Genomic DNA, 26197 nt, shown 5'->3' on the forward strand with positions numbered 1-26197 from the left:
GGAGATTTTTTGCCGCTACGATGTTAGGTTTTGTTTATTGAGAATGACTAAGTTTCACAAAACCTGCCTTGTACCATCTAAAAAATATCCTCTGCCACAAGCATCTGTGAAATGTCAGCAGTCCCTAATCATATCCCAGAACTTCAGAACTATTCATTCGCTGTGAAGTGGGTAAGCGATAGACCTGCGTTTCCAGTTCGCCATTGGCTTTGAGGCGAATAAAACGATAGCCTGGATGTTCTTCATCCAGCGCGAATTTATCGCTCTTGGGCTTGAACTGGATACAGGTTGACGGGGTGGATAAAAACTCGACCCCTTGCCATGTATTGATTGAATCCTGATGCACATGACCACAGACAATGGCTTTGACATTGGAAAAGGGTTGAATCGTTTCCAGCAGATCAGAAGAGTTTTTGAGTTTGTGCTGATCAATCCAAGCCGATTGCATGGCAAAAGGGTGGTGATGGCAGGCAATAATCACATGACGATCGTGTAGTGTTGTGAGCAACTGAGTGAGTTGTTGTAATTGTACCTCAGCAATTTTGCCATCAATACGCTTGGGCTGTGCGCTGTTGAGCAGGATAATGCACCATTGACCTAATTCAATCACAGTTGGTTGAGTCTGATCTGCCTCATGAAATGGGAAATGGGTTGCATCATCATGATTGCCTGGGGTATGAAAAAAAGGAATCCCCAAGCTTTGCATGTGCTGTACATAACGTTGATACGTTAACGGGGTAGGCGATTGCGCCAAATCACCCGTGTGTACAATAAGGTCAATATGAGGATGTTGCTGGCGCATCAAGTCGATTACAGCATGAAAACTTTGCTCAGGTTGCATCCCGACAAATTCTAAATGTGGATACTCGAGCAAATGTGTATCGGTAATCTGTATCATCACAAAATCTTGTTGCGATAATGATGAGACTTGGAAAGTCACCGTCTTTAGCCCCTTCAGATTTTTATCTTTGTTGTATATGTTGAGACAGCCACTGTAATGCCATGATTACAGGTGCATTTCTCAACCGCCCGTTATTTAATAATGCTTCTAATGCGGAATAATCAAATAGATGAAGTTGAATATTTTCGCCTTCATCTGGCATTCCAAAAATGCCCCCGTCCTTTGGCAAATCAACTTCTGCAACATATAAATGAAAAAATTCAGAACATGCGCCTGCAGAAGGGTAGAAGCTAAATAAATGTTTTAGTGTGGTGATCTCGCAACCAGACTCTTCTAGGCTTTCACGGCGGATACAGTGTTCAGGAGATTCATCTCCATCAAGTACCCCCGCAATGACTTCGAGTTGCCATGGCGAAACGGGATCATTCAGTGCACCAATACGAAATTGTTCAATCAGTGCAAAGCGTTGTTGTTGATCATTATAGAGTAAAACGCCAGCGGCTTCTGGCCGATGAACCAATTCACGTTGAATTATAGGTGAATAATCTTCTCGATGAAATAACCGATGTTTTAAGCTCACTTTCTCAACTTGAATGAATCCCCGAAATAGAGGTTCTCGAGATTCTATCGTAACGTCGGTTGCTGAGTAGCTGGCGTGGTCAAGAATAGTCATCTTCAATCAGGATGAGATTGTACATATCTCATCCTAACCGAGAATGATTCGCAGGAAAATCTTTTTTTAGTCGATTCACACCTTGTGGTACAATTTTTGACCATGTTCCTGATAAGCGGTTTTCATGGCATTGAGACCTGCTTCAACTTCTGTTTCGGCATCATTTGACTGCTTGGCATTGTGTTGATTTTGCGCATAATCTCGCACATTCTGGGTGATTTTCATGGAACAGAACTTAGGTCCGCACATCGAACAGAAGTGTGCTGATTTATGCGCTTCTTTCGGAAGGGTTTCATCATGCATACTGCGTGCTGTATCCGGATCTAAGCTTAAATTGAATTGATCATCCCAACGGAATTCAAAACGTGCTTTTGATAAGGCATTGTCACGTACTTGTGCGCCTGGATGACCTTTGGCCAAGTCTGCCGCATGTGCTGCAATTTTATAGGTGATAATGCCATCTTTGACATCTTTTTTGTTCGGTAAACCTAAGTGTTCTTTTGGCGTGACATAGCACAACATGGCTGTGCCATACCAGCCAATCATCGCAGCGCCAATTGCAGAGGTGATATGGTCATAACCCGGTGCGATATCGGTGGTCAGCGGGCCAAGAGTATAGAAAGGGGCTTCCTTACAGACTTCGAGCTGTAGATCCATATTTTCTTTAATCATATGCATTGGCACATGACCAGGACCTTCAATCATCACTTGTACATCATGTTCCCAAGCACGATGGGTCAATTCACCCAGTGTTTTTAGTTCACTAAACTGTGCTTCATCATTGGCATCCTGAATACAGCCTGGACGTAGACCATCACCTAAACTGAAGGACACATCATAGGCCTTCATGATTTCGCAGATTTCATCAAAATGGGTATATAAGAAGTTTTCTTCATGATGCGCCAAGCACCATTGTGCCATGATTGAACCGCCACGCGAGACAATACCGGTGAGACGATTTGCTGTCATTGGGACATAGCGCAGCAATACCCCTGCGTGAATGGTGAAATAGTCAACACCTTGTTCAGCTTGTTCAATCAAGGTGTCTTTAAAAATTTCCCAAGTGAGGTCTTCCGCTACACCATCGACTTTTTCCAATGCCTGATAAATTGGTACGGTACCGATTGGAACAGGTGAGTTACGGATAATCCACTCACGGGTTTCATGAATATTTTTACCTGTAGATAAGTCCATGATGGTGTCCGCGCCCCAACGGGTGGCCCAAGTCATCTTCGCGACTTCTTCATCAATGGATGAACCGAGTGCAGAGTTCCCAATATTGGCGTTAATTTTCACTAAAAAATTACGCCCGATAATCATCGGCTCGCATTCTGGATGGTTAATGTTGGCAGGGATAATAGCCCGCCCAGAAGCAACTTCTTGGCGTACGAACTCAGGCGTAATTTCTTTTAAATTCTGTGCACCGAAATTTTGGCCTGCGTGTTGACGCATATCGACATGTTCAAGCTGACGCTGATTTTCTCGAATTGCAATATATTCCATTTCAGGAGTAATGATGCCCTGTTTGGCATAATGCATTTGCGTAACATTTTGATCTGCTTGTGCACGGCGAGGGTTTTGAATATGGGCAAAACGAATTTCAGCTGTACGAATGTCTTTTAAACGTGCTTGACCAAACTCAGAACTAAGACCAGATAGGACATCGGTATCTTGGCGTTCTTCAATCCAGCTTTGACGAACCAAAGGTAAGCCTTTATTTAAATCAATCTGTACATTTGGATCGGTATATGCCCCAGAAGTGTCATAAACCATGACCGGTGGGTTGTGCTCACCACCTAAGCCTGTTGGGGTTTCAGTCAAGCTGATTTCACGAAATGGGACTTGGATGTCGGGGCGAGAACCTTCTACATATACCTTACGTGAGGCAGGTAAAATACGGGTTAAATCTTTAGCGTCTTGCTCATGTTGAGCAGAAATATCAGCTGGGGAAAGATTCGTTAATTGGTTCATGGCATGATCCTTATGTATGGCATTAACGAATCAAGCACGACCAAAAACAATGGCGGATTTATCTCTATGATAAATAAGAGCTAAGTTTTTGCTGGGCTTGATTCCTACGCAGGTTTTAACCTGATCAGGTTCAACGGTACTTGTCTTTAAATTGGATGATTAAGACAATCTCAGCAGTTCGTTAACTGCGCTCCGTCAAGCTAGGTATTTAGACTAACAGATTTAAAAAAAAATGCTTGTTTAATTGATGTTGTATTGAATACAAATCGCATCCTGATGACAGTCTCGATAATCAGTACTCTCAAAGGGTGATTTCAGTTGTAATAGCTCGTGCAGTTGTTCACTTGAATTGCTTTCAGGGCTGTCTGTGACCGTATTTGCAGTGGTGAGAGCAAACTTTTGCTGACGCTGATCTAATGGTGTGCTTGAGAAGTTTAAGTATTTTTGTGCCACTTTAGCCAAATGACTATTGTTCTGTTTGGCTAGGTGTTGGATCTGTTCTAAGGCCTCTTTGTCTGTATCTTGATCTGATGCCAGTCCAGTATAAGGGACGGGTGCAGGTGTATTGTCTGAACCGAAGAAGATTAAAAAAGTGTATTCATCCAATAGGCGTTGAGCGTCTTTGGCAAAATAGCTTTTAGGGTATTGCTGTAGATATTTTTCCCAAAATAAAGCCCGTTCAATCAACTCCGCCCATGAAGCGTTAATTGCCGCATCGATGTAGAATAAGTCCTGATTATCTTTTGCCATTCGTTGCACAAAGATTTTTTGTTCAATAGGTAGTGATGGTGCAAAAATGTCCAAAACATATTGCGGTTGGCGACGGTAGTCAATGATGCCTTCACCTTGATCTTGTAATTCAATATAAGCTTGTCCTCGATGTTGCAATAAATACTGATCTCGAGGTGAGAGTTTTTTAAAGAGCTCTGGTTTGGCCTGAAAATTTTTGATTTGCTGGATTGATTGCCACGAAGAATCTTGTTCCATTAAGCGATATAGATATTCTTCAAGATTCAAAAATTGATCATAGCCTGTCTTGCTTTGATGTCCTTGCATGAAACGCATATACATATTGCTTGAGCTTTGCAGCCATTGTAATTGTTGAGTATTCTTGGCCTGAGAAACGCACTGTTTGAGCTGAGCATTGATTTGGTTTAATGCTTCAATACTGCTGCGGTCATCAATGTTTTGCATTGCCTGCGCTAAGTTTTGACACGCCTTTTGTGTGGTAGATGTTTTGATCGCTTGTTGTTGGGTCTGTTCATTTGTATGGGTCGGTTGTGGTGATTTTTGGCAGCCGAGCAATAAAGCACTGCTCATCAGGCAAAGAGTAAAAAAACGCATAATAAAATTCTTTGTTGGTGATTGTTATAGCAGTAGGATTATAAAGAGCATGATATAAAGATGAAATCAGCTTATAGGCTGTCATAAAACTTTCATCATTCCTATGTTTTAATCACCAATCATTTTTCCATGTGTCTAGTGGAGGCATACTGTGAGCCCAAGCAATCCTGTGTTAAGTCATCATATTTCTTCACAATTTAATGAAGACTTACAAGATGTGCACACCAAGTTTATGACCATGGGTGGATTAGTGGAGCAACAAGTTGCCAATGCAATTCATGCTTTATTAGACACAGATGCGAACTTAGCGATCGATGTACAGTTCAAAGACAATGCAGTGAATCAATTCGAACGCGATATTGATGAAGGTCTAACCTTGATTTTGGCTCGCCGTCATCCTGCAGCCATTGACTTGCGCATGGTGATTGCGATGAGCAAGGCCAATACTGATTTAGAACGTATTGGTGACGAGGCTGCAAAAATTGCCCGTATTGCGCAAACCTTGTGTGAAGAGGGTGAGTCACCACGCGGTTATATGGAAACCCGTCATATTGGTAACCAAGTACGTGTCATGATTCATGATGCCTTGGATGCATTTGCACGCTTAGATGTTGAGCAAGCGCTAAAGGTGGTGATGGCAGATGTGGATATTGACCGTGAATATCAGTCAGCAACACGTACCTTAATGACCTATATGATTGAAGATCCGCGTCATATCTCAAGAGTGATTAATGTGATGTGGGTGTTGCGTTCATTGGAGCGCATTGGCGACCATGCACGTAATATTTCGGAACAAGTGATTTATATGGCGAAAGGGACGGATGTGCGCCATACCAGTATTGAAGAAATTGAACAGAAAGTGCATCAAAAATAATTATGTAAAAATCACATAACTAAAAGCCGCTTTAAATAGGCGGTTTTTTTATGCATGAAATTCAGACATAAAAAAATCCCAGACTTCGGGGGAAAAGTCTGGGAGAGAAATTTCATGCGTTACGTGAGATATCAACGTATCTCTTTGTCCTTCTGAATCCAACTATACGGGGTGGGGTGGAGGGTGTCATGTAGACAACTGTGTATACTCTGTAAGGCTTTATTACTTATGTAGATATCACGTAAAAAGAGAGCTGTTTTCAGCTCTCTTTTTGCGGTAGGGTGGGACCATACAGCTTATTTTTGTTCAGTCCAACCTTCTGCTTTTTCTACACTTTCATCGTTATTGAAGAATTTCTCCCGTTGTTCTTCAAGAAACTTTTTCGCATCAGGTTCAAATACATTCAAACGTTTCTCATTAATCAAGGTGGTTTGGTGTTTTAACCATTCCTGCCATGCCTGTTTTGAAATGGTTTCAAATAGCTCTTGGCCTTTTGGACCCGGAAAGGGTGCAAAGTCCAAACCTTCAAGCTCTTGTTTGTATTTGCGGCAAAGTACTTGTCTAGTCATCATTAATCCTTAAGCGTATAACTGTTCTAGGCGAGTGTGTGCACGTGCAATCGCAGCTTCGACCTGTTTTGGTGAGGTGCCGCCAATATGATCACGTGCATTGACAGACGCTTCTAAAGTGAGGGCCTTGTCAAATACATCGGCTTCGATCAAATCAGAGAACTGTTGCAGCTGTTCTAGTGTCAGTTCAGATAAATCTTTTTCTTCTGCAACACCTAAAGCCACGGCTTTACCAACAATTTCATGGGCATCACGGAAAGCAACGCCATTTTTGACCAGGTAGTCGGCAAGATCGGTTGCAGTGGAGAAACCACGTAAAGCGGCTTCACGCATAATCTCAATATTGGGTACAAGGGCTGGAACCATGTCTGCGAAAGCCATGAGTGAACCACGAACGGTATCAATCGCATCAAACAAAGGTTCTTTATCTTCTTGGTTGTCTTTATTGTAGGCCAATGGCTGACCTTTCATTAAGGTCAATAAGCTAATCAAGTCGCCAAAGACACGACCTGACTTACCACGCACCAGTTCTGGTACATCTGGATTTTTCTTCTGTGGCATGATTGAAGAACCTGTACAGAAGCGGTCTGGAATATTCACAAACTTAAACTGCGCTGAGGTCCATAAAATGAGTTCTTCAGACATACGAGATAAATGCATCATGATCAAAGATGCGGCTGCATTAAATTCAATGGCAAAGTCACGGTCAGACACCGCATCCAACGAGTTTTCTGAAACGGCTTCGAAACCGAGAAGTTCTGCAGTATAAGCACGATCAATCGGGTAGGTTGTACCTGCCAAAGCTGCTGAGCCGAGCGGCATACGATTGACACGTTTACGGCAGTCCTGCAGGCGTTCAGTATCACGCACTAACATTTCAAACCAAGCCAATAAATGATGACCAAAGGTCACAGGCTGAGCGGTTTGTAGATGGGTGAAACCTGGCATAATGGTGTTGGTATTGTTGCTTGCCAAACCCAGTAAGCCTTTCTGTAAGCGCAGTAATAGGCCTAAGATGTCATCAATCTCATCACGCAAATATAAGCGAATGTCAGTTGCAACTTGGTCATTACGGCTACGACCAGTATGTAATTTTTTTCCTGTAATGCCGATCCGTTGAGTCAAGCGAGACTCAATGTTCATATGTACGTCTTCTAAATCAATGCGCCATTCAAAGTTGCCAGCCTCAATTTCAGCTTTAATGGTGCTCAAACCTTGGATAATGTCATCGCGTTCAGCTTCAGTCAGGACACCGACTTTGGCAAGCATGGTGGCATGCGCAATTGAACCTGCAATATCTTGTTTATAAAAACGTTGGTCAAATTGCACAGATGCGGTAAATTCTGCAACAAAAGCATCTGTTGCTTCAGAGAAGCGACCGCCCCACATTCCAGAGGTTTGATTCGGGTTGGCTGAAGAAGAGGATTGAGAAGATGTGGTCATGGCGGCTCAGCAAAATAAAAAAGAGTATAGCAAATCCAAACGCAGTTGCCGAAACTCGACGTAAGAAGTTATCGCAAACTCGTCAGGGGAATCCATCAGGCTCCTATTTTTTTACGAAAATTGGCCAATGGCAATACTTATTGGAATTAATTGTTGCAAGTAATGTCTTGGCGATGGTGCTGGCATTGGCTGAAGCGCGGTCATGGCAAGCCTTGGAGGGCTTTCGTGTACTGCAATATATGTTTTTTATTAATTGGGTGATTTTATCGTTCGCGACAGTTGTTGATTACTTTAAGGATTTTTTTGCTAAGTTTAGCCAGAAAATAGCCTTGATAATGGGCTTCGTGTTACTACAACTGATTGTGCTGTTGACCACTTGTGTGATTAATCTGATTCAATATTGGGCTTCGCGTTCGGGTTCATTTTCGGACGAAATCCTATTTCAGGGCACCAGTTTGCATTTAGGCTATGGCGTTTTGCTGGGGGCTTTCTGCTTGCGTTATTTATATATGCGTGAGCAATGGATGAACCAGCAGTATAGTGAACTGAATGCTCGGATTCAGGCGATGCAGGCACGCATTCACCCGCATTTTTTATTTAATAGTATGAATAGTGTGGTGAGCTTAATTGCGATTGACCCTGAAAAAGCTGAACAGATGTTGATTAATTTGTCACGCTTATTCAGAGCCAGCTTTCAAGAGCTGAAATTGGTGAGTCTGGCCGAGGAAATTGACTTATGTCAGCACTATTTAAGTATTGAAAAGATTCGTTTAGGTGCGCGTTTGAATGTAGAATGGAATATACAGGCAACACCGATTGAATTAAAACGGGTGACGATTCCGTTATTGACGTTGCAACCTTTGCTGGAGAATAGTATTTTTCATGGGGTAGAAAAAATTTTACAACCTTCAACCATTAGTGTATTGGTTGAAATATTGCAAAATCAAGTCAGTATAGTCATTACTAACCCTTATTCTCACGATACAATAAAATCGAGACAGGGAAATGGTATTGCGATAGATAATGTGAAGCAGCGCTTGAAAGCTTATTATGGGCAAACGGTTAAGTTTCAGGTTTATGGGGGAACGTCGTTATATACGACCGTGGTGAGCTACCACTATCGAGTAAAATAATAAGTCAAGTTAACCATAAAAAATATGGATGAAGTTAACGGTGACAAGGAGGAGAGGATGAGAGTTCTGATTGCTGATGATGAGCCTCTCGCAGTAGAGCGTTTGTCACGTTTAGTGACCCAGATGGGGCACGAAGTCGTTGCAACGGCGCATCATGGTCAGGATGTGTTAAATCATATTGAAAACGACTCACCTGATGTCGTTTTATTGGATATTCAAATGCCTGGGATGAATGGTTTGGAATGTGCTGAACAACTCAGCCAGCTCAATCCACGTCCTGCGATTATTTTTTGCACGGCATATGATCAACATGCATTGGAAGCATTTAAATTTCAAGCACAAGGATATTTACTTAAACCTGTTGCACAACAAGATCTACAGCAGGTGTTTAATCATTTAACTCAACTTACCCAAGCACAAGTGACGGGTTTACAACAACAAGACGATATGTACGATACCAAAGCACAACGCCATCAAATTGCTGCGAAAACTTATCGCGGAGTGGAACTGATTCCCTTAGAAAATGTGTATTATTTTTTAGCAGATCAGAAATATGTCACTGTACGCCATAAAAATGGCAGTGTACTGATTGATGAAACCCTCAAGGATCTGGAGCTGGAATTTGCTGATCGCTTTATCCGAATCCATCGTAATGCACTGGTCTCACTCGACTATCTTGAAGGGTTGGAGTTGGTGACGGCAGGACAATATCAGGTGCGGTTGCGTGAACTGGATGAGCGTTTGTCGGTCAGTCGCCGTCATTTGCCAAGTTTAAGAGAATGTATGCATCAATTATAAAACCCGATTTTTCAGCGGAATGATTGCTTACTTTATGATTTTTTACTTGCAATTTCAGGTGATCAAGTTAAGTTTGGAACAATTGCTTTGATCAATACTTCACTTGAATTTATGAAAACCTTAAAAATTGCAACTCGACAAAGCCCGCTTGCGCTCTGGCAGGCGGAGCATATTCGTTCTCGTTTAAATGCGCTTTATCCAGATTTAACGGTTGAATTGCTTAAGTTTGTAACGCAAGGCGACAAGATTCTGGATACACCTTTGGCAAAAATTGGTGGTAAAGGTTTATTCGTAAAAGAGCTAGAAGCAGCATTGCTGGATGGGCGTGCTGATTTGGCAGTGCACTCGATGAAAGATGTACCCATGCATTTGCCTGAAGGTTTGAGTTTGGCTGTCATTTGTGAACGTGAAGATCCTTTGGATGCTTTTGTTTCCAATCATTACGCACATTTTGACGAGTTGCCACAAGGTGCAAAAGTAGGCACATCGAGCTTGCGTCGTAAATGCCAGATTTTACAGCAACGCCCAGATTTAGAGATTATTGATTTACGCGGTAATGTTGGGACGCGTTTATCCAAGCTGGATGATGGTTTGTATGATGCAATTATTTTAGCCAGCGCAGGGCTAAAACGCTTGGGTTTAGCTGATCGTATTCGCCATTGCCTAACACCTGTTGTGAGTTTGCCAGCGGTGGGTCAAGGTGCACTTGGTTTGGAATGTCGTACAGATGATGTGGAATTATTAAAGTTGATCCAACCGTTACAACATGAAGAAACTTCGATTTGTGTCCGTGCAGAACGTGCGTTCAATGCCTATCTCGAAGGCGGTTGCCAAGTGCCGATTGCGGGTTATGCGACTTTAAACGATGGTCAAGTACAGATTGAAGGCCGTGTTGGCAGTGTAGATGGCAAAACTTTGTTGCAAGAGCAATTGGTTGGTGCAACAGTCGATGCTGAGCAATTGGGAGAACAGCTTGCTCAGCGCTTGCTGGCGCAAGGTGCGGGTGAATTGCTCAAAGCGTTGTATTAATGCTGTTTATCAATACACGTCCTGATGACCGCGCCGCTGCTTTAACGCAAGCATTAAATGAAGTGGGTTATCAGGTCGAAGCATTACCTTTACTTGAGTTGGTTGCAGAACCCTTTTCTCATGCTCTGCAACAACTTTATTTAGAGCTGACAGAGGTTCAAGCGATTGTGGTGGTGAGTCCAACCGCTGTTGATGTTGGGATGCGCTATTTGCAACAAGCAGGTGTGCAACTTCACCAGCTTAAGTCTATTCAATGGATTGCGGTTGGGCAAACTACAGCACAAGCTTTGGCAAAATACGGGATAGAAAGTTGGGTGCCTGAGGTGGAAACTTCGGAGGGAATGCTACAACTGCCAATTTTAAAAAAGCAAAAGGATTTAAGCAAAATCGCATTCTGGCGTGGTTTGGGTGGAAGACAATTTATGATGCAGCAATTGCAGCAACAAGGTGTCGAGATCCTGAATTTTGTGCTCTATCATCGTCAGTGTCCTGAGCAGAGTTTGATTGCATTTCCTGAAATTGTAAAAAAAATAAGTTTAAATCAGCCTGTTGCGGTGCTGATCAGTAGTGAAGCGAGCTGGAATTATTGGCAGCAACTCTGCAATCAATGTCCATGTAAGGCTGAGTGGGTTTATCTGGTTTTAGGCACACGTTTGGCTCAACTTTTGCAAACTGCCCAATCACAGGCAATGCAAGGATTTAACATTATTCAGCTTGAAAATTTATCCGCATCAGAGATCATTCAACGCATGAGTGACTGGAAAGGACATGTATGAGAAAAATTGGTTATCTAATATTAGGATTGAGTTTATTGTGGTTGGCTAAACTCAGTTACGATGTTGCGCAATATTCTCAAACGGTACCGCAGTTACAACAACAGCTCGATCAAACCGAGCAACGCTATGCTTTATTGAATGATCAATTTGTTGCAGTGCAGCGCCAGTTGCAAAATAGCAGTGTGGTTGAGCCTACAGATAATGTTGCAATACCGACCACGATGACGGGGATTGCGCCTGTTATTTTGATTAAACAACAGATGCAATTGGTTCAATTTGCCTTGGATCAACAGCAGTTTATTTATGCATTGGAGCAACTTAACCAAGCTCAGCAACATATTGTTCAATATGCGGTTTCACCAGCGTTGCAGCATAGTCTGATCAAAGCCATTGAGCAGGACAAACAAAGCATTCAACAGTATGTCCTCAGTCAAACACAGCAACAGCAGCAACTGGATAACTTGTTGCAACAGCTGGATCAGAAGATTCAACAAGAAATTCAAAATCCAACCATAAGCATAGCAAAAAGTGACAGTGGTGCTTGGTGGCATTGGTTTAAATTGGAAAAGGTACAGCGCCATTCACCTGATTTAATGAGTCGTAATATTACCCTGAAAGAAGCTCAATTACGTTTATTACTTGCTTCCCAAGCATTGCAACAAGGGCAGTTGGCCGAATATCGAAAATCAGCCTTGGAAGTGATGCAGTTACTGGCTGAATTACCCGATCAGAATAGCCAGCAAATGAAGCAACGTTTAGAGAAAATTTTAAACCTGCCTGTGGTGCCTACACCGAAATTAACCACATTGGGTTTGTTGGGATAAGGCATTATGAAACATTTACTGTGGATCTATCTGCTTGCAAGTTTGGTGTTATTCGCCCTGTTTGCCATCTTGAGTTATGGCTATGGGAATGGCTATGTTTATATTTATTGGCGTGATTGGCAGTTCCAGAGCGGGGTTTGGGGGCTGATTGCGTTATTTATCGTGATCAGTTTACTGGCACAATTTGCTTGGTTATTTGGCAAACGTTATTTCGCCCAAGAGCAACGTAAAAAAGAAACGATTCTACATTTTAAAGATCTGCATCCTTATGAGCAGCTTGGGATTGTCTGGTTATTGGAAGCCGCAAAAGATCAACAAGTGTTTATTGAGCGGGTTTATACTCAATCTGGATTGCTCAATCATATTATTGACGCGCAATTTGATTATAAAAATGGCGATTATGAGACTGCATTGCAGAGTTTGGAAAAATCTGCACCAATGGCCTTTGAACTGGCTGAATTGCAACGTATTGATATTTATCTTGAGCAGCAAGAAACACAAAAAGCGCTCACCCATTTAGAGTTTTTGGCTCAACATCAGCTTTCACCTTGGTTGATTGAAATTGAAACGGCCTATCAGCAACGGATTACTGCACTCTGGGGTAAACTTGCCCTGCAAGCGCCATGGTTATTTTTACAAACAACCCAATATGGTTTGCTTGATGCTGAACACCGTGATCTATGGTTGCAACAGTTATTGATTCGATTTGATCAGGCATCTGTCGATGATCTCGCGGCATTGCAGCACCGTTATCTGTTTTTACAGGATGAGATTCAAACTCGTCCGTATACGAGTAAAGTGCTCTGGTTGAAATTATTGGCACGTATGCCAGAAATGAGTGTACAGCATGAAGATCTGGCTTTGCATTTATTACAAGATCAGTTTGATCCAGAGGTGTTTTATCTCTGGTTCCAGCAGCAATTATTGAAGCAGATTCCAGATTATGGCTATGTAGAGCAGCGCATTATGCAACTTGAGCAGCGTTACACCAGTGTGCCGATGCTCAGTTTCGCAAAATGGCATATTTATGTGGCAACACAACGACAGACAGAAGCAGAGCAATTATTAACTTTATATCCAGATAATATTTTAATGAGCTATTTAAGGATTAAATCAACGCTGGGTGATAATTCGGATTTAATCAGGCAGTTAAATTTAATATTTGAAAATGATGTGAATTTTCTTAATTTTAAGATATGAGTGAAAAAATGAAAGAATTGTCTGTCTATCCTGTTGTGCTTCAACAAACCGTTGCTTGGGGGGATATGGATGCATTTGGTCATGTAAATAATGTGCAGTATTATCGTTATATTGAGAGTGCGCGTATTGCTTATTTAATGACACTGAATATCTTTGATCAGGAGATATTGACCGTGGTTGCATCCAGTCAGTGTAAATACTTGAGTCCTGTATTCTATCCAGATGTGCTGCATATTGGTGCGCGAATTGAGGAGTTAAGAAATAGTGCTTTTCGTATGCATTATGTGTTGTGGAGTGAAACACAACAGCAAACTGTAGCAACAGGTGAGGCGGTCATGGTTTGTGTTGATAAGAACACATCAAAGAAATTAAATATCCCTGATCAGATTAGACAGAACATAATTCAGTTAGAGCAAAGCGTAGGTCATGCTTTAATATAATGTAAATAATTATAAAGACGATTATGTCTATTTTTGTTTGATTATATTGTAATTTTATATAATAAGGTTCAAAGCGCTCATTTGTAAGAAATAGAGTATTTGAACCAAAACGCTTAAAAGAAAATTAAAATTTTTTAGATAAAATTAAGAGTAATTTAATATAAATCGGATTGCTTTAGATGAGCAGCTCGAATTTTATAGAATATGTTTTTATATAACAGGTCTACTTTTTTTGCTTTATTGTAAATAAATTGCCATTTGAGGGTAAATAAACGATTAAGTGAGTTATTCTTATATTGATTAATTAATCATTTATAAATTAATATTGAATCGAATTTAAAATTCATTTTATTTTTTGAGTGATATATTTCCCCTATATAAGTTGGAGTGGTTCTAATGAAACCAGATATTAGCGATTTGTCTGTAGAAGATTTAAAGCGTTTACAAGCAGAAGCAGAAGCTTTGATTGCAAGTAAAAAAGACCAAGCAATTGAAGATGCGTATAATCAAATTATCGCCATTGCAGATGCGATCGGTTATAGCGTTGAAGAGTTATTGGAAGTCGGCGAGCAAAAGCGTAAGAAAACCACGCGTAAAGCAGTAGAGCCGCGCTACCGTAACAAGAGCAATGCTGAAGAGACTTGGACTGGCCGTGGTAAGCAACCACGTTGGTTAGTTGCTGAATTAGAAAAAGGTGCAAAACTTGAAGATTTCTTAATCTAAGCAAGTTTTAAAGTCATCGTTTTGTCATACGATGACTTTATCCTTTATCAAAAGCCAGGCTTAAAAAGCTTGGTTTTTTTATATGAGAGAATTGGCGATGTTGAAAAAGTATGCATAATGTCATTCAGGGGGCGATTGTCTCAAAAAGGATGATATTTGCATGTTGGTAAGGGTGGAATGAAGAAAAAAACCAAGCAATGGAGATGGTGGCTTTTCGCCATTTTTGCATTTTTAATTTTTATTATTTTACAAATTCCAGCAACATGGTTAATTGCGAAATTTTCAAAAGATAATCAAATATTACATAATGTCAGCGGCAACATTTGGCAGGGGCAGGCAGACTGGCAACGGGGTCAGTTGCGTGGTTCTGTGCATTGGAGAACCCGTCCTCTGGATTTGCTATTACTGCGCGTTGGTGCAGATCTCGATATTCATAGTGGTAATACCCAGTTCAATGGGGTTTTTGCTTACGGTCTAAGTAAGAAAATCATGATTAAAGACTTGCAAGGAAAAATCTCACCGGAAACATTAAAATATTTTGCCAACTGGCAGTGGCCTGAAAATTCAATCCAACTGAAAGACGTACAATTGAATTACCAAAAAGAAAAAGGCTTTAGTGCGGTAGAAGGACAATTAAATTGGGGTGGTGGCGCATTGGCCTATACTTTTGGTCAGCGACAAGATCGTATGAATATGCCGTCTTTAGTGGCTGAACTCAAAGATGAAAATGGGCAATTACAAATTGATGTCCGTGATCAACGCAGCCAGAAAATGGCGAATCTTAGCTTAGATGCGAGCCTGATGCTGGATGTGCAACTGACCCAACGTATGTTGTTAAATATTCCCTCTTATGAAGGTAAAGCTGGTTTAGACACTTATGTGATCAGTTCACGGCAGCCCTTGTTACAAGGTGGTTTCTAATGAGAGCAATCACTGAAAAAATACAACAATTGCGTTGGCAAAAACTGGATAAGCTCAGTGGTCTGGTTTTAGTACTGCTGATCTTGTGGTTATGTTGGAAACTGGCTTCACTATTCTGGTGGGTGGTTGCACCACCACAACCAATGCAGTTTGACCGAGTTGAATTGGGTTCGCAGCAAGCCCAAGTCCCCAATATCAGTTCTTTTGCATTATTCAATGAACCTGCAGCAACTTCGGCTGATGATAATGTCAATCTGGAGTTACAAGGTGTGTTATTGGGTCAGCCCAATTATTTGTCTTCGGCTGTGATTAAGTTGAATGACAGCGCTGAACGATATCGTGTTGGTGAAACGGTGGGATCAACCTCCTATCAATTGGCCGAGGTTTATTGGGATCATGTGGTTTTAAAACAGGGCAATGGTGCAACCCGAGAAGTTAAATTTAAGGGCTTGGACAAAGGCCTCTATCAGCCAATCGATCCTGTGCTCAATCATACCAACAATGTGCCGCCCGCAGCTGCAGTACCCACTCAGAACTCACCACAATCGGCTTTAGGTCAAGCGATCCAGCAAATGCAGGATAATCGTGAACAATACCTGAAAAATATGGGGGTTAGTAATGGCGGTGCGGAAGGTTATGAAATATCAGACAAGACCCCATCGAATTTAAAAAATACCTTGGGTTTACGTTCGGGTGACCGTATTCTATCGATCAATGGTCAAACCGTCGGGCAGGGACTCAACGAAGTACAATTATTAGAGCAAGTACGTCGTGAAGGGCATGCCAAAATAGAAATAAAACGTGGTGATCAAGTGATGACCATACAACAAAGTTTTTAGTGATCACACGTCACACATCAGTTAGGAACAAGTGCAGGTTATGGCTTTTTTAAATCATCAACGACCACTTTGGGCATTACTTGCCGCAGCACCTTTGGTTGCGTCAGTGAGTACCCATGTGCAAGCACAAACATGGAAGATTAATCTACGTGATGCAGACTTAACCGCATTTATTAATGAAGTTGCGGATATTACAGGGAAGAACTTTGCGGTTGACCCTCGTGTGCGTGGTAATGTGACGGTTATTTCCAACAAGCCTCTGAATAAAGATGAGGTGTATGACCTATTTCTAGGCGTACTCAATGTCAATGGTGTGGTGGCGCTCCCTTCAGGAAACACGGTTAAACTTGTCCCTGACAGTAATGCAAAGAACTCTGGGATTCCTTACGATGCACGTAGTCGTGCCGGTGGGGATCAAATCGTAACGCGAGTGATTTGGCTGCAAAATACCAATCCGAATGACTTGATTCCGGCCCTACGTCCGTTAATGCCGCAATTTGCGCATTTGGCAGCGGTGGCGGGGACCAATGCTTTAATCGTTTCTGATCGTGCAACCAATATTTATCAGCTTGAAAATATTGTGCGTAATTTGGATGGCACGGGTCAAAATGACATTGAAGCGATTAGCTTGCAGTCGAGCCAAGCTGAAGAAATTATTGGCCTATTGGAAACAATGAGTGCAACAGGTGCTTCAAAAGATTTTATTGGTTCGCGGGTACGTATCATTGCTGATAATCGAACCAACCGTATTTTGATCAAGGGCGATCCAGACTCACGTAAGCGTTTACGTCAAATGGTTGAAATGCTGGATGTGCCATCGGCAGATCGTTTGGGTGGGCTTAAAGTCTTCCGCTTGAAATATGCCAGTGCCAAGAACTTGGCTGAGATTTTACAGGGTCTGGTAACAGGGCAATCTGCGTCTTCATCATCATCGTCCTCGTCAAATAGTAATAACCGATCTAACTCGATTAATAACCTGATCTCGAACAATCAAAACTCAAACTCGACAACAGGTTCGTCGTCTTCCTCTTTTTCGACGCCTTCAATTAATCTAAATGGCAATTCAAACAGTAGTCAAAACTCCAGTATCACAAGCTTTAATGGTGCGGGTATTAGTATTATTGCTGACCCAACGCAAAATGCATTGGTAGTCAAAGCTGAACCACAATTAATGCGCGAAGTCGAAGCGGCTATTCAACAGCTGGATATTCGCCGTCAACAAGTACTCATTGAAGCTGCAATTATTGAAGTCTCAGGCGATGATGCGGATCAACTGGGGATTCAGTGGGCCTTGGGTGATTTAAGCAGTGGTGTTGGTCTGATTAGCTTTAGTAATGTGGGCGCGAGTCTGGCATCCATTGCTGCAGGTTATGCCACTGGTGGGGCGAGTGGCGCAGCTGCAGCGATTGCAGGGGATGCCAATAAAGGCAATGGTGCCACACTTGGGATTGGTAATTTTGAAAACTCACGTAAAGCCTATGGTGCGCTGATCCAGGCCTTGAAAACCAATACCAAATCTAATTTCTTGTCTACACCATCGATTGTGACGATGGATAACGAAGAAGCTTATATTGTTGTGGGTCAAAACGTTCCGTTTGTGACGGGTTCGGTATCGACAGGTACTTCGGGCACAGTTAATCCCTATACCACGGTTGAGCGTAAGGATGTGGGTGTCACACTAAAAGTGATTCCACATATTGGTGATAATGGGACGGTCCGTCTTGAAGTCGAACAAGAAGTTTCGGATGTCCAGAACAACAAAGGCCAAGCAACAGACTTGGTCACCAATAAGCGCGCTATTAAAACCGCTGTACTTGCGGAGCATGGGCAAACAGTGGTATTGGGAGGCTTGATTGCAGATAATACGTCATTGTCGCGTCAAGGTATTCCTGGACTGAGTAGTATTCCTTATCTTGGGCGTTTATTCCGTGCCGATGCGCGGAGTAATATCAAGCGTAATCTATTGGTGTTTATCCATCCGACGATTGTTGGCGATGCCAATGATGTACGCCGTATTTCTCAACAGCGTTATAACCAGCTCTATAGTTTGCAACTTTCAATGGACAAAAATGGCAACTTTGCCAAACTGCCGGAAAATGTAGCAGATATTTATAACCCGCAAGCGCCAGTCGTGAATTCTCCGTATCAGAAGGTTCCCACTGCGACCCCCGCGAAAAAAACGGTTGTGGTGACCACACCTGTTGCGATTGAAGAACCACTAGTGCAGCAGAAAACGGTACAACTTCCGGTCAAGGAAACAGAGCGGAGTAAAAATACGGTCACCACTACGACGATTCGACCAGCGTCTTCACAGTAGATGCACAGAAGCGCTTATGTCACAATGTTATGATTGCAAGAAATTCTATAAGGATATGCATCTATGACTTGGAAATTACAAGCCATTACAGGTGAATTTACGGGGCAAGAACTGAGTATCGAAGGTGACATGTTGGTGGGAAGACATCAAGATGCCGATATTTTGTTACAGTCAGCAGATATTTCACGTCGCCATGCGGCGTTATTGTTAAAAGATCAGCAGCTTTGGGTGCAAGACCTGAATTCATCGAACGGTACATTTATTAATGATGCGCGTATTGAGCAGGAAACAGAATTGCACGATGGCGATATCTTGCAGTTTGCCAGCTTTGTCTTTTCAGTACTTGCGCCAGCGGAATCTGAAGCTGAATTACCAGAAATCGAGATTGAGCCTGTAGCATCAAATTCTACGGATCAGGGTATGCCAAGCATTGCTGAACGCGCAGTTGAGACACCGATCACGCGTGATGGCATGCCGCAGCAAGTAGCGATTCCAAAGCCAGCACCGATTCCTGAAGGAATCAATGTGCAGGCAGTACCAGAGCCACAAGCTGTTGCAATTGAAGAGCCTGTTTCGCGTGTCGCTGCAGAAAAAGAGCAACAGAAGAATGCTTCGGTTGGCCTCATTTCTATTATTGTATTGATCATTCTGGCGGTGATTGCTTGGCTGTTCTTTAAATAATCGGGCGAAGCTTTTACAATCAAGGCATGCCCGAATGGGTGTGCCTTTTTTCATTCCTGAGGGGAGAGTGATAATGTCTGTTGCACAGCTACAACACCGTAGTCTGATTCTATTTGATCTGGATGGAACGCTGGTGGATTCCGCTGCTGATCTCTATCGGGCCATGAATCTGAGTTTGCAAAAACTGGGCTTGCCTCTGGTGACTGAAGCTCAGGTGCGGGTTTGGGTGGGGAAAGGGGCGGCCAAATTATGTGAGTCCGTCCTAAAGCACTTATTTGGGCAGGTGGATGCCCAACAGCAACAACAGTTGCTCAGTACTTTTGTTGAGGTGTATGCGCAAGAGCTTTGTGTGGATACTCAGGTATATGCAGGTGTTTTGCCATTTTTAGAATATTGTCAGCAGCATAATATTGCGATGGCATGTGTGACCAATAAGCCAGAACAGCTGGCACAAGGTATTCTTGATCTATTGGCCTTGAGCCCATATTTTAAAATGGTAATTGGCGGTGATAGTTTGCCTGAGCGTAAACCACATCCCTTGCCATTACTGCACTGTGTGCAGGCACTCAATACCACAACAGCGGCAACCTTGATGATTGGCGACTCAAGTAATGATGTTGAAGCTGCTAGACGTGCAGGTATTGATTGTATTGTGGTCAGCTATGGCTATAATCATGGAGAAAGTATTTACGACTGTCAGCCACAGCAAGTGGTGGATAGTTTGGTAGAGTTGGTAGAAGAAGATTTAGTAAGGAGACAAGCATGAAGATGATTATGGTTTTTCGATGGCGGGCTTGAGACAGCACTAAAGAAAAAACGCACAGAAATTAAAAACCATAGAGAAGATTCATGACCACCTTAGTACAATTTGAACAATTAAAAGCAGCAGGCTATAACACCATTCCTGTTTATCGTCAGCGTTTGGCCGATACTGAAACCCCACTTTCTGTTTTTGCTCGTTTTAAACAACACAAGCAGGCCTATCTATTTGAGTCTGTTGAAGGTGGCGAGAACTGGGCACGCTATTCAATGATCGGCTTGGGCGAGTCCACCGTTTTTTCCTGCAATGCAGGTGTACTCACTATACAACAGGCAGATGGTACCGTGATTCAGCAGGATTGTGCTGATCCCTTTGATTATATCCGTGAGTTTCAAAGTCAGTTTAAAGTCCCGACTCAAGTTGAATTGCCTGATTTGCCAAGCTTCACTGGGGGATTGGTGGGTTATTTAGGCTATGACGCCGTGCGTTATATTGAGCCAAAACTGAAAAATGTGCCTGCTGCTGATCCTGTCACGCTACCCGACCTATGGTTGATGCTGTCTCAAACCGTGATTGTGTTTGATAATTTAAAAGACACGTTATTCCTCATCCATCATGCCGATGCGAACCAAGCTGATGCTTATGTGCAGGCTCAGCAAAAGCTGGATCAGTTGGAGCAATTGTTGGCGACACCTGTGAGTTTGCAAGCAAAACCGCACACAGCACCGCATTTTGAATCGATCACAGGCAAGGCAAAATTTCTTGAGACGGTTGAAAAGGTCAAAGAATATATCCGTGCGGGTGATGTGATGCAGGTGGTGCCTGGGCAACGGATGGTGTCTGATTTTGATGGTGAAGCGCTGCAAGTGTATCGTGCACTCCGCCATTTAAATCCATCGCCGTATTTATTCTTGGTACAAGGGCAAACGCTGACAGATCAAAAGCCGTTCCATATTGTCGGTTCATCGCCAGAAATTTTATCTCGTTTAGAAAATGGCATTGCAACGGTACGTCCTTTGGCGGGGACACGACCGCGTGGTAAAACCAAGGAAGAAGATCTTGCCTTGGAACAAGATCTATTGGCAGATGAAAAAGAGATTGCTGAACATCTGATGTTGATTGATCTGGGGCGTAACGATGTCGGGCGTGTATCCAAGATTGGTAAAGTGCAAGTGACCGATCGGATGGTGATCGAGCGTTATTCACATGTGATGCATATTGTCTCGAATGTGCAGGGGGAGGTGCGGGATGATGTTGATGCTTTAGATGTGTTTAAAGCCACATTCCCTGCGGGAACACTCTCAGGTGCGCCAAAAATCCGTGCGATGGAGATTATTGATGAGGTTGAGCCTGTTAAACGTGGTGTGTTTGGCGGTGCTGTTGGATATTTAGGCTGGCATGGTGAAATGGACATGTCGATTGCGATTCGGACCTGTGTGATTCGCGATCATAAGGTCTATGTACAGGCAGGAGCGGGGCTAGTTGCGGACTCAAATCCTGAATCTGAGTGGAATGAAACCCAAATAAAAGCTCGCGCAGTGATCAAAGCGGTTGAATTATCATCAAACGGATTGATTTTATGAGTTTTTAACGGTTTTTTTAAAAAAACCACTTGCATCGATTCAGAGTTTTGCTAAACTGCACACCGTTCCGATACGAAACGTACGAAACACTAAGAAAGAGCCGGCATAGCTCAGTTGGTAGAGCAACTGACTTGTAATCAGTAGGTCCACAGTTCGAATCCGTGTGCCGGCACCATCTTAAAAGTGTGGTAGTATAAAGTAAAGAACAGCACTGTGTAAGTGTGATGTGGTGAGATTCCCGAGCGGCCAAAGGGGGCAGACTGTAACTCTGCTACGAAAGTTTCGAAGGTTCGAATCCTTCTCTCACCACCATTTAACTTCGATATAAGTGGTTAGTACCAACATGCGGGAGTAACTCAGTTGGTAGAGTGGCAGCCTTCCAAGCTGCATGTCGCGAGTTCGATCCTCGTCTCCCGCTCCATCGAAGATGTCGCTCTTATAGCTCAGTGGTAGAGCACTCCCTTGGTAAGGGAGAGGTCTCGAGTTCAAATCTCGATAAGAGCTCCAGATATACAGTTTAGTGGAATTTCCACAGCATTTTAAAGAAGCAGGCTATTATAGTCTGCTTTTCAAGTATTAGGTGTCTAGTTTTTTAGGCGAATGTCGATTAAGAAGGTTTTTCAGGGTTGTTTTTCTCTAAACTGGCGTCGACGTAAACGAGGAAAATCAAAATGGCTAAGGCTAAGTTTGAACGTAACAAACCACACGTAAACGTGGGTACAATTGGTCACGTTGACCATGGTAAAACAACTTTAACTGCTGCGATTGCAACTATTTGTGCAAAAACTTACGGCGGTGAAGCGAAAGATTACTCACAAATCGACTCAGCTCCTGAAGAAAAAGCACGTGGTATTACAATTAATACTTCACACGTAGAATACGATTCTCCAATCCGTCACTACGCTCACGTAGACTGCCCGGGCCACGCCGATTATGTTAAAAACATGATTACTGGTGCTGCTCAGATGGACGGCGCGATCCTTGTATGTGCTGCGACTGATGGTCCAATGCCACAAACTCGTGAACACATCCTTCTTTCACGTCAGGTTGGTGTACCTTACATCATCGTATTCTTGAACAAGTGTGACCTTGTTGATGATGAAGAATTACTTGAATTAGTAGAAATGGAAGTTCGTGAACTTCTTTCTACTTATGACTTCCCAGGTGATGACACTCCAGTTATCCGTGGTTCAGCACTTGCTGCACTTAATGGTGATGCTGGTCAATATGGTGAGTCTTCAGTTCTTGCTCTTGTTGAAGCGCTTGACTCTTACATCCCAGAACCAGAACGTGCGATCGACAAAGCATTCTTGATGCCAATCGAAGACGTATTCTCTATCTCAGGCCGTGGTACAGTAGTAACTGGTCGTGTAGAAGCTGGTATCGTAAAAGTTGGTGAAGAAGTTGAAATCGTAGGTATCAAAGATACGGTTAAAACTACAGTAACTGGCGTAGAAATGTTCCGTAAATTGCTTGACGAAGGTCGTGCAGGCGAGAACTGTGGTGTTCTTCTTCGTGGTACTAAGCGTGAAGACGTACAACGTGGTCAAGTACTTGCTAAACCAGGTACAATCAAGCCGCACACTAAATTCGACGCAGAAGTATACGTACTTTCTAAAGAAGAAGGTGGTCGTCATACTCCATTCCTTAACGGTTACCGTCCACAGTTCTACTTCCGTACAACTGACGTAACTGGCGCGATCAAATTACAAGATGGCGTAGAAATGGTAATGCCTGGTGACAACGTTGAGATGTCAGTAGAGTTAATCCACCCGATCGCAATGGACCCAGGTCTACGTTTTGCGATCCGTGAAGGTGGTCGTACTGTAGGTGCTGGTGTTGTTGCTAAAGTAACTGCATAAGCCCAAGACTGTGTTACACTCAAATCGGAAGCTTCGGCTTTCGATTTGCATAATAGGCTAGTAGTTCAATTGGTAGAGCGTCGGTCTCCAAAACCGAATGTTGGGGGTTCGAGTCCCTCCTGGCCTGCCACTTTTTTTTTATAAAAAAGCTTAATTCTGGCTGAGTTGTCATATAATAAGTCGCGAATTCTACGACGAGTAAAAAAATGTCGAATGATAAATCGCGTGACGCATTAAGCGACGCGCCAATCCCTCAAAGAAATAATGCCGCTGAAGTTGTAAACTCTGGCTCTCCACTTGATATGGTCTTGTGGTTGATTGCTATCGTTTTATTGATCGGCGCCGCATTGGTAAATCAGCATTTACCGGCCTATTGGGCACCTGCAAATGATATTTGGGTGCGCGTTGGGGTAATTTTGGCTTGTGTCGTCGTCGCTTTAGGTTTATTATACGCCACCCATCAAGGCAAAGGCTTTGTGCGTTTGTTGCAAGATGCGCGAATTGAACTGCGTCGAGTGACCTGGCCAACAAAACAAGAGACGATCACGACATCGTGGCAAGTGCTTTTGGTTGTACTCATTGCATCATTGGTTTTATGGTGTTTTGACTACGGGTTAGGTTGGTTTATTAAGTTAATTATCGGGTAAGAGTGCGATGAAACGTTGGTATATTATTCATGCCTATTCAGGTTTTGAAAAACAAGTGATGCGTTCACTTAATGACCGAATCCAGCGCAGCACTGTTGCTGATAGTTTTGGTGAAGTCCTCGTCCCTACTGAAGAAGTAGTGGAAATGAAGGATGGTAAGAAGCGTAAGTCTGAACGTAAATTCTTTCCTGGCTATGTGTTAGTCGAAATGGAAATGAATGATGATACTTGGCACATCGTTAAAGAGTGTCCAAAGGTTCTTGGTTTTATTGGTGGTACACCAGAAAAACCAGCGCCAATCTCACAACGTGAAGCTGATGCGATTCTTGCGCGTGTACGTAATACAGGTGAAGCACCTCGTCCTAAGACGATGTTTGAGCCTGGTGAAGAATTGCTCGTCATTGACGGTCCGTTCACAGACTTTAAAGGGGTCGTGGAGGAAGTTCAATACGATAAGTCACGTTTAACGTTGACGATTAATGTATTTAATCGACCAACTCAGGTTGAACTCGAGTTTCGCCAAGTCGAAAAAACGATTTAATCTGCGTAGGTTGATAAGCGCCCGATCTGATCGGGCATTGTTGTTCTAACACTTCGGTGTTGTTTAATTTTTTGGGGAGCCTAGCGGCGTCTGTACCCAGAGGTAATTTTCAATGGCTAAGAAGATTGACGGCTATATCAAGCTGCAAGTTCCAGCTGGTAAAGCAAATCCATCTCCACCAATTGGTCCTGCTTTAGGTCAACGTGGTGTAAACATCATGGCATTCTGTAAAGAATTCAATGCTGCTACACAAAAACTTGAAGTTGGTTTGCCAATTCCTGTCGTGATCACTGTGTACAACGATAAGTCGTTCACTTTCATCATGAAAACTCCACCTGCATCTATTCTTCTTAAGAAAGCTGCTGGTATTCAAAAGGGTTCTTCTGTACCGAACAAAACTAAAGTTGGTAAGTTGACTCGTGCTCAGTTAGAAGAAATCGCGACTACTAAAGAACCAGACTTAACTGGTGCTGATTTAGACGCTCGTGTTCGTACCATCGCTGGTTCTGCACGTTCTATGGGCTTGGAAGTGGAGCTATAAGACATGGCAAAGTTAACTAAACGTCAAAAAGCCATTGCTGCTGCTGTAGAAGCAAACAAAGTTTACACTTTGGAAGAAGCAGTACAAGTTCTTAACAGCCTTCCAGCTGCGAAGTTCAAAGAATCTTTAGATATCGCTGTAAACCTCGGCGTAGACCCACGTAAATCTGATCAGGTTGTTCGTGGTGCGACGACTTTACCTGCGGGTACTGGTAAAACTGTACGTGTTGCAGTATTTGCTCAAGGTGCTGCTGCAGAAGCTGCGAAAGCTGCTGGTGCTGATATCGTTGGTTTTGATGACCTTGCTGAAAGCATTCAAGGTGGAAACCTTGACTTTGACGTAGTCATTGCTGCTCCTGATGCAATGCGCGTTGTTGGTAAGTTAGGTACGATTCTTGGTCCACGTGGCTTAATGCCAAACCCGAAAGTGGGTACAGTAACTCCTGATGTTGCTAACGCGGTTAAGAATGCTAAATCTGGTCAAGCACGTTACCGTGTAGACAAAGCGGGTATTATCCACGCTGCGATCGGCCAACTTGGCTTTAGCGAAGAAGCTGTACGTCAAAACGTTGAAACTTTAATTGCAGACTTGAAAAAATTAAAGCCTGCAACTTCTAAAGGCGTATACGTTAAAAAGATCACTTTGAGCTCAACTATGGGCCCTGGTTTGATCGTTGACGTAAGCAACGTTTCTAAGTAATTAGTAAGAATTTTAAAGCTCTGAAAAGCTCCCTCTCTTTATAGGAGAGGGTTGGGGAGAGGTTTTATACCCTCATCCCTACCTTCTCCCTGAGGGAGAAGGGGTTTT

26 protein-coding genes, 5 tRNA genes and 1 riboswitch are annotated in these 26197 nt (G+C 42.8%); of the genes, 25 read left to right on the forward strand and 6 right to left on the reverse strand.

Features of this window, described 5'->3' with window-relative positions:
• Nucleotides 1-124 precede the first annotated feature (124 nt).
• The 4 genes from cpdA to NDN13_RS15880 form a co-directional block, all read right to left on the reverse strand.
• Entirely contained in the window at nt 125-940 is an 816-nt protein-coding gene (gene cpdA, locus NDN13_RS15865; protein ID WP_251116150.1) for a 3',5'-cyclic-AMP phosphodiesterase, read from the reverse strand.
• A gap of 22 nt (nt 941-962) precedes the next feature.
• Entirely contained in the window at nt 963-1574 is a 612-nt protein-coding gene (locus NDN13_RS15870; protein ID WP_251116151.1) for an NUDIX domain-containing protein, read from the reverse strand.
• Nucleotides 1575-1649: 75 nt separating this feature from the next.
• Nucleotides 1650-3545, reverse strand: coding sequence for a phosphomethylpyrimidine synthase ThiC (gene thiC / locus NDN13_RS15875; protein WP_251116152.1), 1896 nt, complete (start codon nt 3543-3545; stop codon nt 1650-1652).
• Nucleotides 3546-3629: 84 nt separating this feature from the next.
• A riboswitch (TPP riboswitch) is annotated at nt 3630-3750 on the reverse strand.
• Between the two features lie 35 nt (nt 3751-3785).
• Nucleotides 3786-4889 carry a hypothetical protein gene (locus NDN13_RS15880; protein ID WP_251116153.1) on the reverse strand — a complete coding sequence of 368 codons (1104 nt, stop codon included), beginning with the start codon at nt 4887-4889 and terminating at the stop codon, nt 3786-3788.
• A 151-nt stretch (nt 4890-5040) separates the two neighbouring features.
• On the opposite strand from NDN13_RS15880, the gene phoU reads away from it, so the two are divergent.
• Nucleotides 5041-5763, forward strand: a complete 723-nt coding sequence (phoU, locus tag NDN13_RS15885; protein WP_004656328.1) for a phosphate signaling complex protein PhoU — start codon at nt 5041-5043, stop codon at nt 5761-5763.
• 296 nt (nt 5764-6059) lie between these two features.
• Here the strand turns inward: phoU and NDN13_RS15890 are convergent, their stop codons facing one another.
• Nucleotides 6060-6332 carry an oxidative damage protection protein gene (locus tag NDN13_RS15890; RefSeq protein ID WP_251118251.1) on the reverse strand — a complete coding sequence of 91 codons (273 nt, stop codon included), beginning with the start codon at nt 6330-6332 and terminating at the stop codon, nt 6060-6062.
• 9 nt (nt 6333-6341) lie between these two features.
• On the reverse strand, nt 6342-7775 hold the full coding sequence (argH, locus tag NDN13_RS15895) for an argininosuccinate lyase (protein ID WP_251116154.1): 1434 nt from the start codon (nt 7773-7775) through the stop codon (nt 6342-6344).
• Here argH and NDN13_RS15900 point away from each other — a divergent pair.
• The 24 genes from NDN13_RS15900 to rplA all read left to right on the forward strand — a co-directional run bounded on the left by NDN13_RS15900 (nt 7766) and on the right by rplA (nt 26089).
• Nucleotides 7766-8908, forward strand: coding sequence for a sensor histidine kinase (locus NDN13_RS15900; RefSeq protein WP_251116155.1), 1143 nt, complete (start codon nt 7766-7768; stop codon nt 8906-8908). The genes argH and NDN13_RS15900 overlap by 10 nt on opposite strands.
• Nucleotides 8909-8965: 57 nt before the next feature.
• Nucleotides 8966-9706, forward strand: a complete 741-nt coding sequence (locus NDN13_RS15905; protein ID WP_251116156.1) for a LytR/AlgR family response regulator transcription factor — start codon at nt 8966-8968, stop codon at nt 9704-9706.
• A 111-nt stretch (nt 9707-9817) separates the two neighbouring features.
• Nucleotides 9818-10735 carry a hydroxymethylbilane synthase gene (hemC, locus tag NDN13_RS15910; RefSeq protein ID WP_251116157.1) on the forward strand — a complete coding sequence of 306 codons (918 nt, stop codon included), beginning with the start codon at nt 9818-9820 and terminating at the stop codon, nt 10733-10735.
• On the forward strand, nt 10735-11511 hold the full coding sequence (locus NDN13_RS15915; RefSeq protein ID WP_251116158.1) for a uroporphyrinogen-III synthase: 777 nt from the start codon (nt 10735-10737) through the stop codon (nt 11509-11511). The genes hemC and NDN13_RS15915 overlap by 1 nt, the downstream gene beginning before the upstream one ends.
• Complete coding sequence (locus tag NDN13_RS15920; protein WP_251116159.1) at nt 11508-12335, forward strand: hypothetical protein; 828 nt, start codon at nt 11508-11510, stop codon at nt 12333-12335. The genes NDN13_RS15915 and NDN13_RS15920 overlap by 4 nt, the downstream gene beginning before the upstream one ends.
• 6 nt (nt 12336-12341) lie before the next feature.
• A complete protein-coding gene (locus NDN13_RS15925) occupies nt 12342-13535 on the forward strand; it encodes a heme biosynthesis protein HemY (RefSeq protein WP_251116160.1) in 1194 nt (397 codons plus the stop codon).
• 8 nt (nt 13536-13543) lie between these two features.
• Complete coding sequence (locus tag NDN13_RS15930) at nt 13544-13975, forward strand: acyl-CoA thioesterase (protein ID WP_251116161.1); 432 nt, start codon at nt 13544-13546, stop codon at nt 13973-13975.
• A 396-nt stretch (nt 13976-14371) separates the two neighbouring features.
• On the forward strand, nt 14372-14698 hold the full coding sequence (locus NDN13_RS15935; RefSeq protein WP_004656310.1) for an H-NS histone family protein: 327 nt from the start codon (nt 14372-14374) through the stop codon (nt 14696-14698).
• 177 nt (nt 14699-14875) lie between these two features.
• The gene (gspN, locus tag NDN13_RS15940; RefSeq protein ID WP_251116162.1) at nt 14876-15619 is read left to right on the forward strand and encodes a type II secretion system protein N; all 744 of its coding nucleotides are present in this window, start codon (nt 14876-14878) and stop codon (nt 15617-15619) included.
• Nucleotides 15619-16458, forward strand: a complete 840-nt coding sequence (locus NDN13_RS15945; RefSeq protein ID WP_251116163.1) for a type II secretion system protein N — start codon at nt 15619-15621, stop codon at nt 16456-16458. Before gspN ends, NDN13_RS15945 begins: the two co-directional genes overlap by 1 nt.
• Nucleotides 16459-16498: 40 nt before the next feature.
• Entirely contained in the window at nt 16499-18775 is a 2277-nt protein-coding gene (gene gspD / locus NDN13_RS15950) for a type II secretion system secretin GspD (RefSeq protein ID WP_251116164.1), read from the forward strand.
• A 63-nt stretch (nt 18776-18838) separates the two neighbouring features.
• A complete protein-coding gene (locus tag NDN13_RS15955; protein WP_251116165.1) occupies nt 18839-19456 on the forward strand; it encodes an FHA domain-containing protein in 618 nt (205 codons plus the stop codon).
• A gap of 73 nt (nt 19457-19529) precedes the next feature.
• Nucleotides 19530-20222 carry a phosphoglycolate phosphatase gene (locus tag NDN13_RS15960; protein ID WP_251116166.1) on the forward strand — a complete coding sequence of 231 codons (693 nt, stop codon included), beginning with the start codon at nt 19530-19532 and terminating at the stop codon, nt 20220-20222.
• Nucleotides 20223-20305: 83 nt separating this feature from the next.
• Complete coding sequence (gene trpE, locus NDN13_RS15965) at nt 20306-21799, forward strand: anthranilate synthase component I (RefSeq protein WP_251116167.1); 1494 nt, start codon at nt 20306-20308, stop codon at nt 21797-21799.
• Between the two features lie 99 nt (nt 21800-21898).
• A tRNA-Thr gene (locus tag NDN13_RS15970) sits at nt 21899-21974 on the forward strand.
• 53 nt (nt 21975-22027) lie between these two features.
• Nucleotides 22028-22111: transfer RNA gene (locus NDN13_RS15975), tRNA-Tyr, on the forward strand.
• A 33-nt stretch (nt 22112-22144) separates the two neighbouring features.
• Nucleotides 22145-22220 (forward strand) — tRNA-Gly (locus NDN13_RS15980).
• Between the two features lie 11 nt (nt 22221-22231).
• A tRNA-Thr gene (locus NDN13_RS15985) sits at nt 22232-22306 on the forward strand.
• Nucleotides 22307-22470: 164 nt separating this feature from the next.
• The gene (gene tuf, locus NDN13_RS15990; protein ID WP_004656295.1) at nt 22471-23661 is read left to right on the forward strand and encodes an elongation factor Tu; all 1191 of its coding nucleotides are present in this window, start codon (nt 22471-22473) and stop codon (nt 23659-23661) included.
• Nucleotides 23662-23715: 54 nt separating this feature from the next.
• Nucleotides 23716-23791, forward strand: a tRNA-Trp gene (locus NDN13_RS15995).
• A 76-nt stretch (nt 23792-23867) separates the two neighbouring features.
• The gene (gene secE / locus NDN13_RS16000) at nt 23868-24308 is read left to right on the forward strand and encodes a preprotein translocase subunit SecE (RefSeq protein WP_251116168.1); all 441 of its coding nucleotides are present in this window, start codon (nt 23868-23870) and stop codon (nt 24306-24308) included.
• Nucleotides 24309-24315: 7 nt separating this feature from the next.
• A complete protein-coding gene (nusG, locus tag NDN13_RS16005) occupies nt 24316-24849 on the forward strand; it encodes a transcription termination/antitermination protein NusG (RefSeq protein ID WP_004656291.1) in 534 nt (177 codons plus the stop codon).
• A 112-nt stretch (nt 24850-24961) separates the two neighbouring features.
• Entirely contained in the window at nt 24962-25390 is a 429-nt protein-coding gene (gene rplK / locus NDN13_RS16010; RefSeq protein WP_004637639.1) for a 50S ribosomal protein L11, read from the forward strand.
• A 3-nt stretch (nt 25391-25393) separates the two neighbouring features.
• Nucleotides 25394-26089 (forward strand): 50S ribosomal protein L1, encoded by a 696-nt coding sequence (gene rplA / locus NDN13_RS16015; RefSeq protein ID WP_004656290.1) that lies wholly within the window; start codon nt 25394-25396, stop codon nt 26087-26089.
• The last annotated feature ends 108 nt before the right edge of the window (nt 26090-26197 follow it).

Source organism: Acinetobacter sp. C32I (assembly GCF_023702715.1).
In the GTDB taxonomy this organism is placed as follows: Bacteria; Pseudomonadota; Gammaproteobacteria; order Pseudomonadales; family Moraxellaceae; genus Acinetobacter.

Coding starts and splice junctions, on each gene's coding strand:
- NDN13_RS15870 (WP_251116151.1), bottom strand. CDS start 1,574: ATGACTATTCTTGACCACGCCAGCTACTCAGCAACCGACGTTACGATA.
- thiC (WP_251116152.1), bottom strand. CDS start 3,545: ATGAACCAATTAACGAATCTTTCCCCAGCTGATATTTCTGCTCAACAT.
- NDN13_RS15880 (WP_251116153.1), bottom strand. CDS start 4,889: ATGCGTTTTTTTACTCTTTGCCTGATGAGCAGTGCTTTATTGCTCGGC.
- NDN13_RS15890 (WP_251118251.1), bottom strand. CDS start 6,332: ATGACTAGACAAGTACTTTGCCGCAAATACAAACAAGAGCTTGAAGGT.
- NDN13_RS15900 (WP_251116155.1), top strand. CDS start 7,766: ATGTGGTCATGGCGGCTCAGCAAAATAAAAAAGAGTATAGCAAATCCA.
- argH (WP_251116154.1), bottom strand. CDS start 7,775: ATGACCACATCTTCTCAATCCTCTTCTTCAGCCAACCCGAATCAAACC.
- NDN13_RS15905 (WP_251116156.1), top strand. CDS start 8,966: ATGAGAGTTCTGATTGCTGATGATGAGCCTCTCGCAGTAGAGCGTTTG.
- hemC (WP_251116157.1), top strand. CDS start 9,818: ATGAAAACCTTAAAAATTGCAACTCGACAAAGCCCGCTTGCGCTCTGG.
- NDN13_RS15915 (WP_251116158.1), top strand. CDS start 10,735: ATGCTGTTTATCAATACACGTCCTGATGACCGCGCCGCTGCTTTAACG.
- NDN13_RS15920 (WP_251116159.1), top strand. CDS start 11,508: ATGAGAAAAATTGGTTATCTAATATTAGGATTGAGTTTATTGTGGTTG.
- NDN13_RS15925 (WP_251116160.1), top strand. CDS start 12,342: ATGAAACATTTACTGTGGATCTATCTGCTTGCAAGTTTGGTGTTATTC.
- NDN13_RS15930 (WP_251116161.1), top strand. CDS start 13,544: ATGAAAGAATTGTCTGTCTATCCTGTTGTGCTTCAACAAACCGTTGCT.
- NDN13_RS15935 (WP_004656310.1), top strand. CDS start 14,372: ATGAAACCAGATATTAGCGATTTGTCTGTAGAAGATTTAAAGCGTTTA.
- gspN (WP_251116162.1), top strand. CDS start 14,876: ATGAAGAAAAAAACCAAGCAATGGAGATGGTGGCTTTTCGCCATTTTT.
- NDN13_RS15945 (WP_251116163.1), top strand. CDS start 15,619: ATGAGAGCAATCACTGAAAAAATACAACAATTGCGTTGGCAAAAACTG.
- gspD (WP_251116164.1), top strand. CDS start 16,499: ATGGCTTTTTTAAATCATCAACGACCACTTTGGGCATTACTTGCCGCA.
- NDN13_RS15955 (WP_251116165.1), top strand. CDS start 18,839: ATGACTTGGAAATTACAAGCCATTACAGGTGAATTTACGGGGCAAGAA.
- NDN13_RS15960 (WP_251116166.1), top strand. CDS start 19,530: ATGTCTGTTGCACAGCTACAACACCGTAGTCTGATTCTATTTGATCTG.
- trpE (WP_251116167.1), top strand. CDS start 20,306: ATGACCACCTTAGTACAATTTGAACAATTAAAAGCAGCAGGCTATAAC.
- tuf (WP_004656295.1), top strand. CDS start 22,471: ATGGCTAAGGCTAAGTTTGAACGTAACAAACCACACGTAAACGTGGGT.
- secE (WP_251116168.1), top strand. CDS start 23,868: ATGTCGAATGATAAATCGCGTGACGCATTAAGCGACGCGCCAATCCCT.
- nusG (WP_004656291.1), top strand. CDS start 24,316: ATGAAACGTTGGTATATTATTCATGCCTATTCAGGTTTTGAAAAACAA.
- rplK (WP_004637639.1), top strand. CDS start 24,962: ATGGCTAAGAAGATTGACGGCTATATCAAGCTGCAAGTTCCAGCTGGT.
- rplA (WP_004656290.1), top strand. CDS start 25,394: ATGGCAAAGTTAACTAAACGTCAAAAAGCCATTGCTGCTGCTGTAGAA.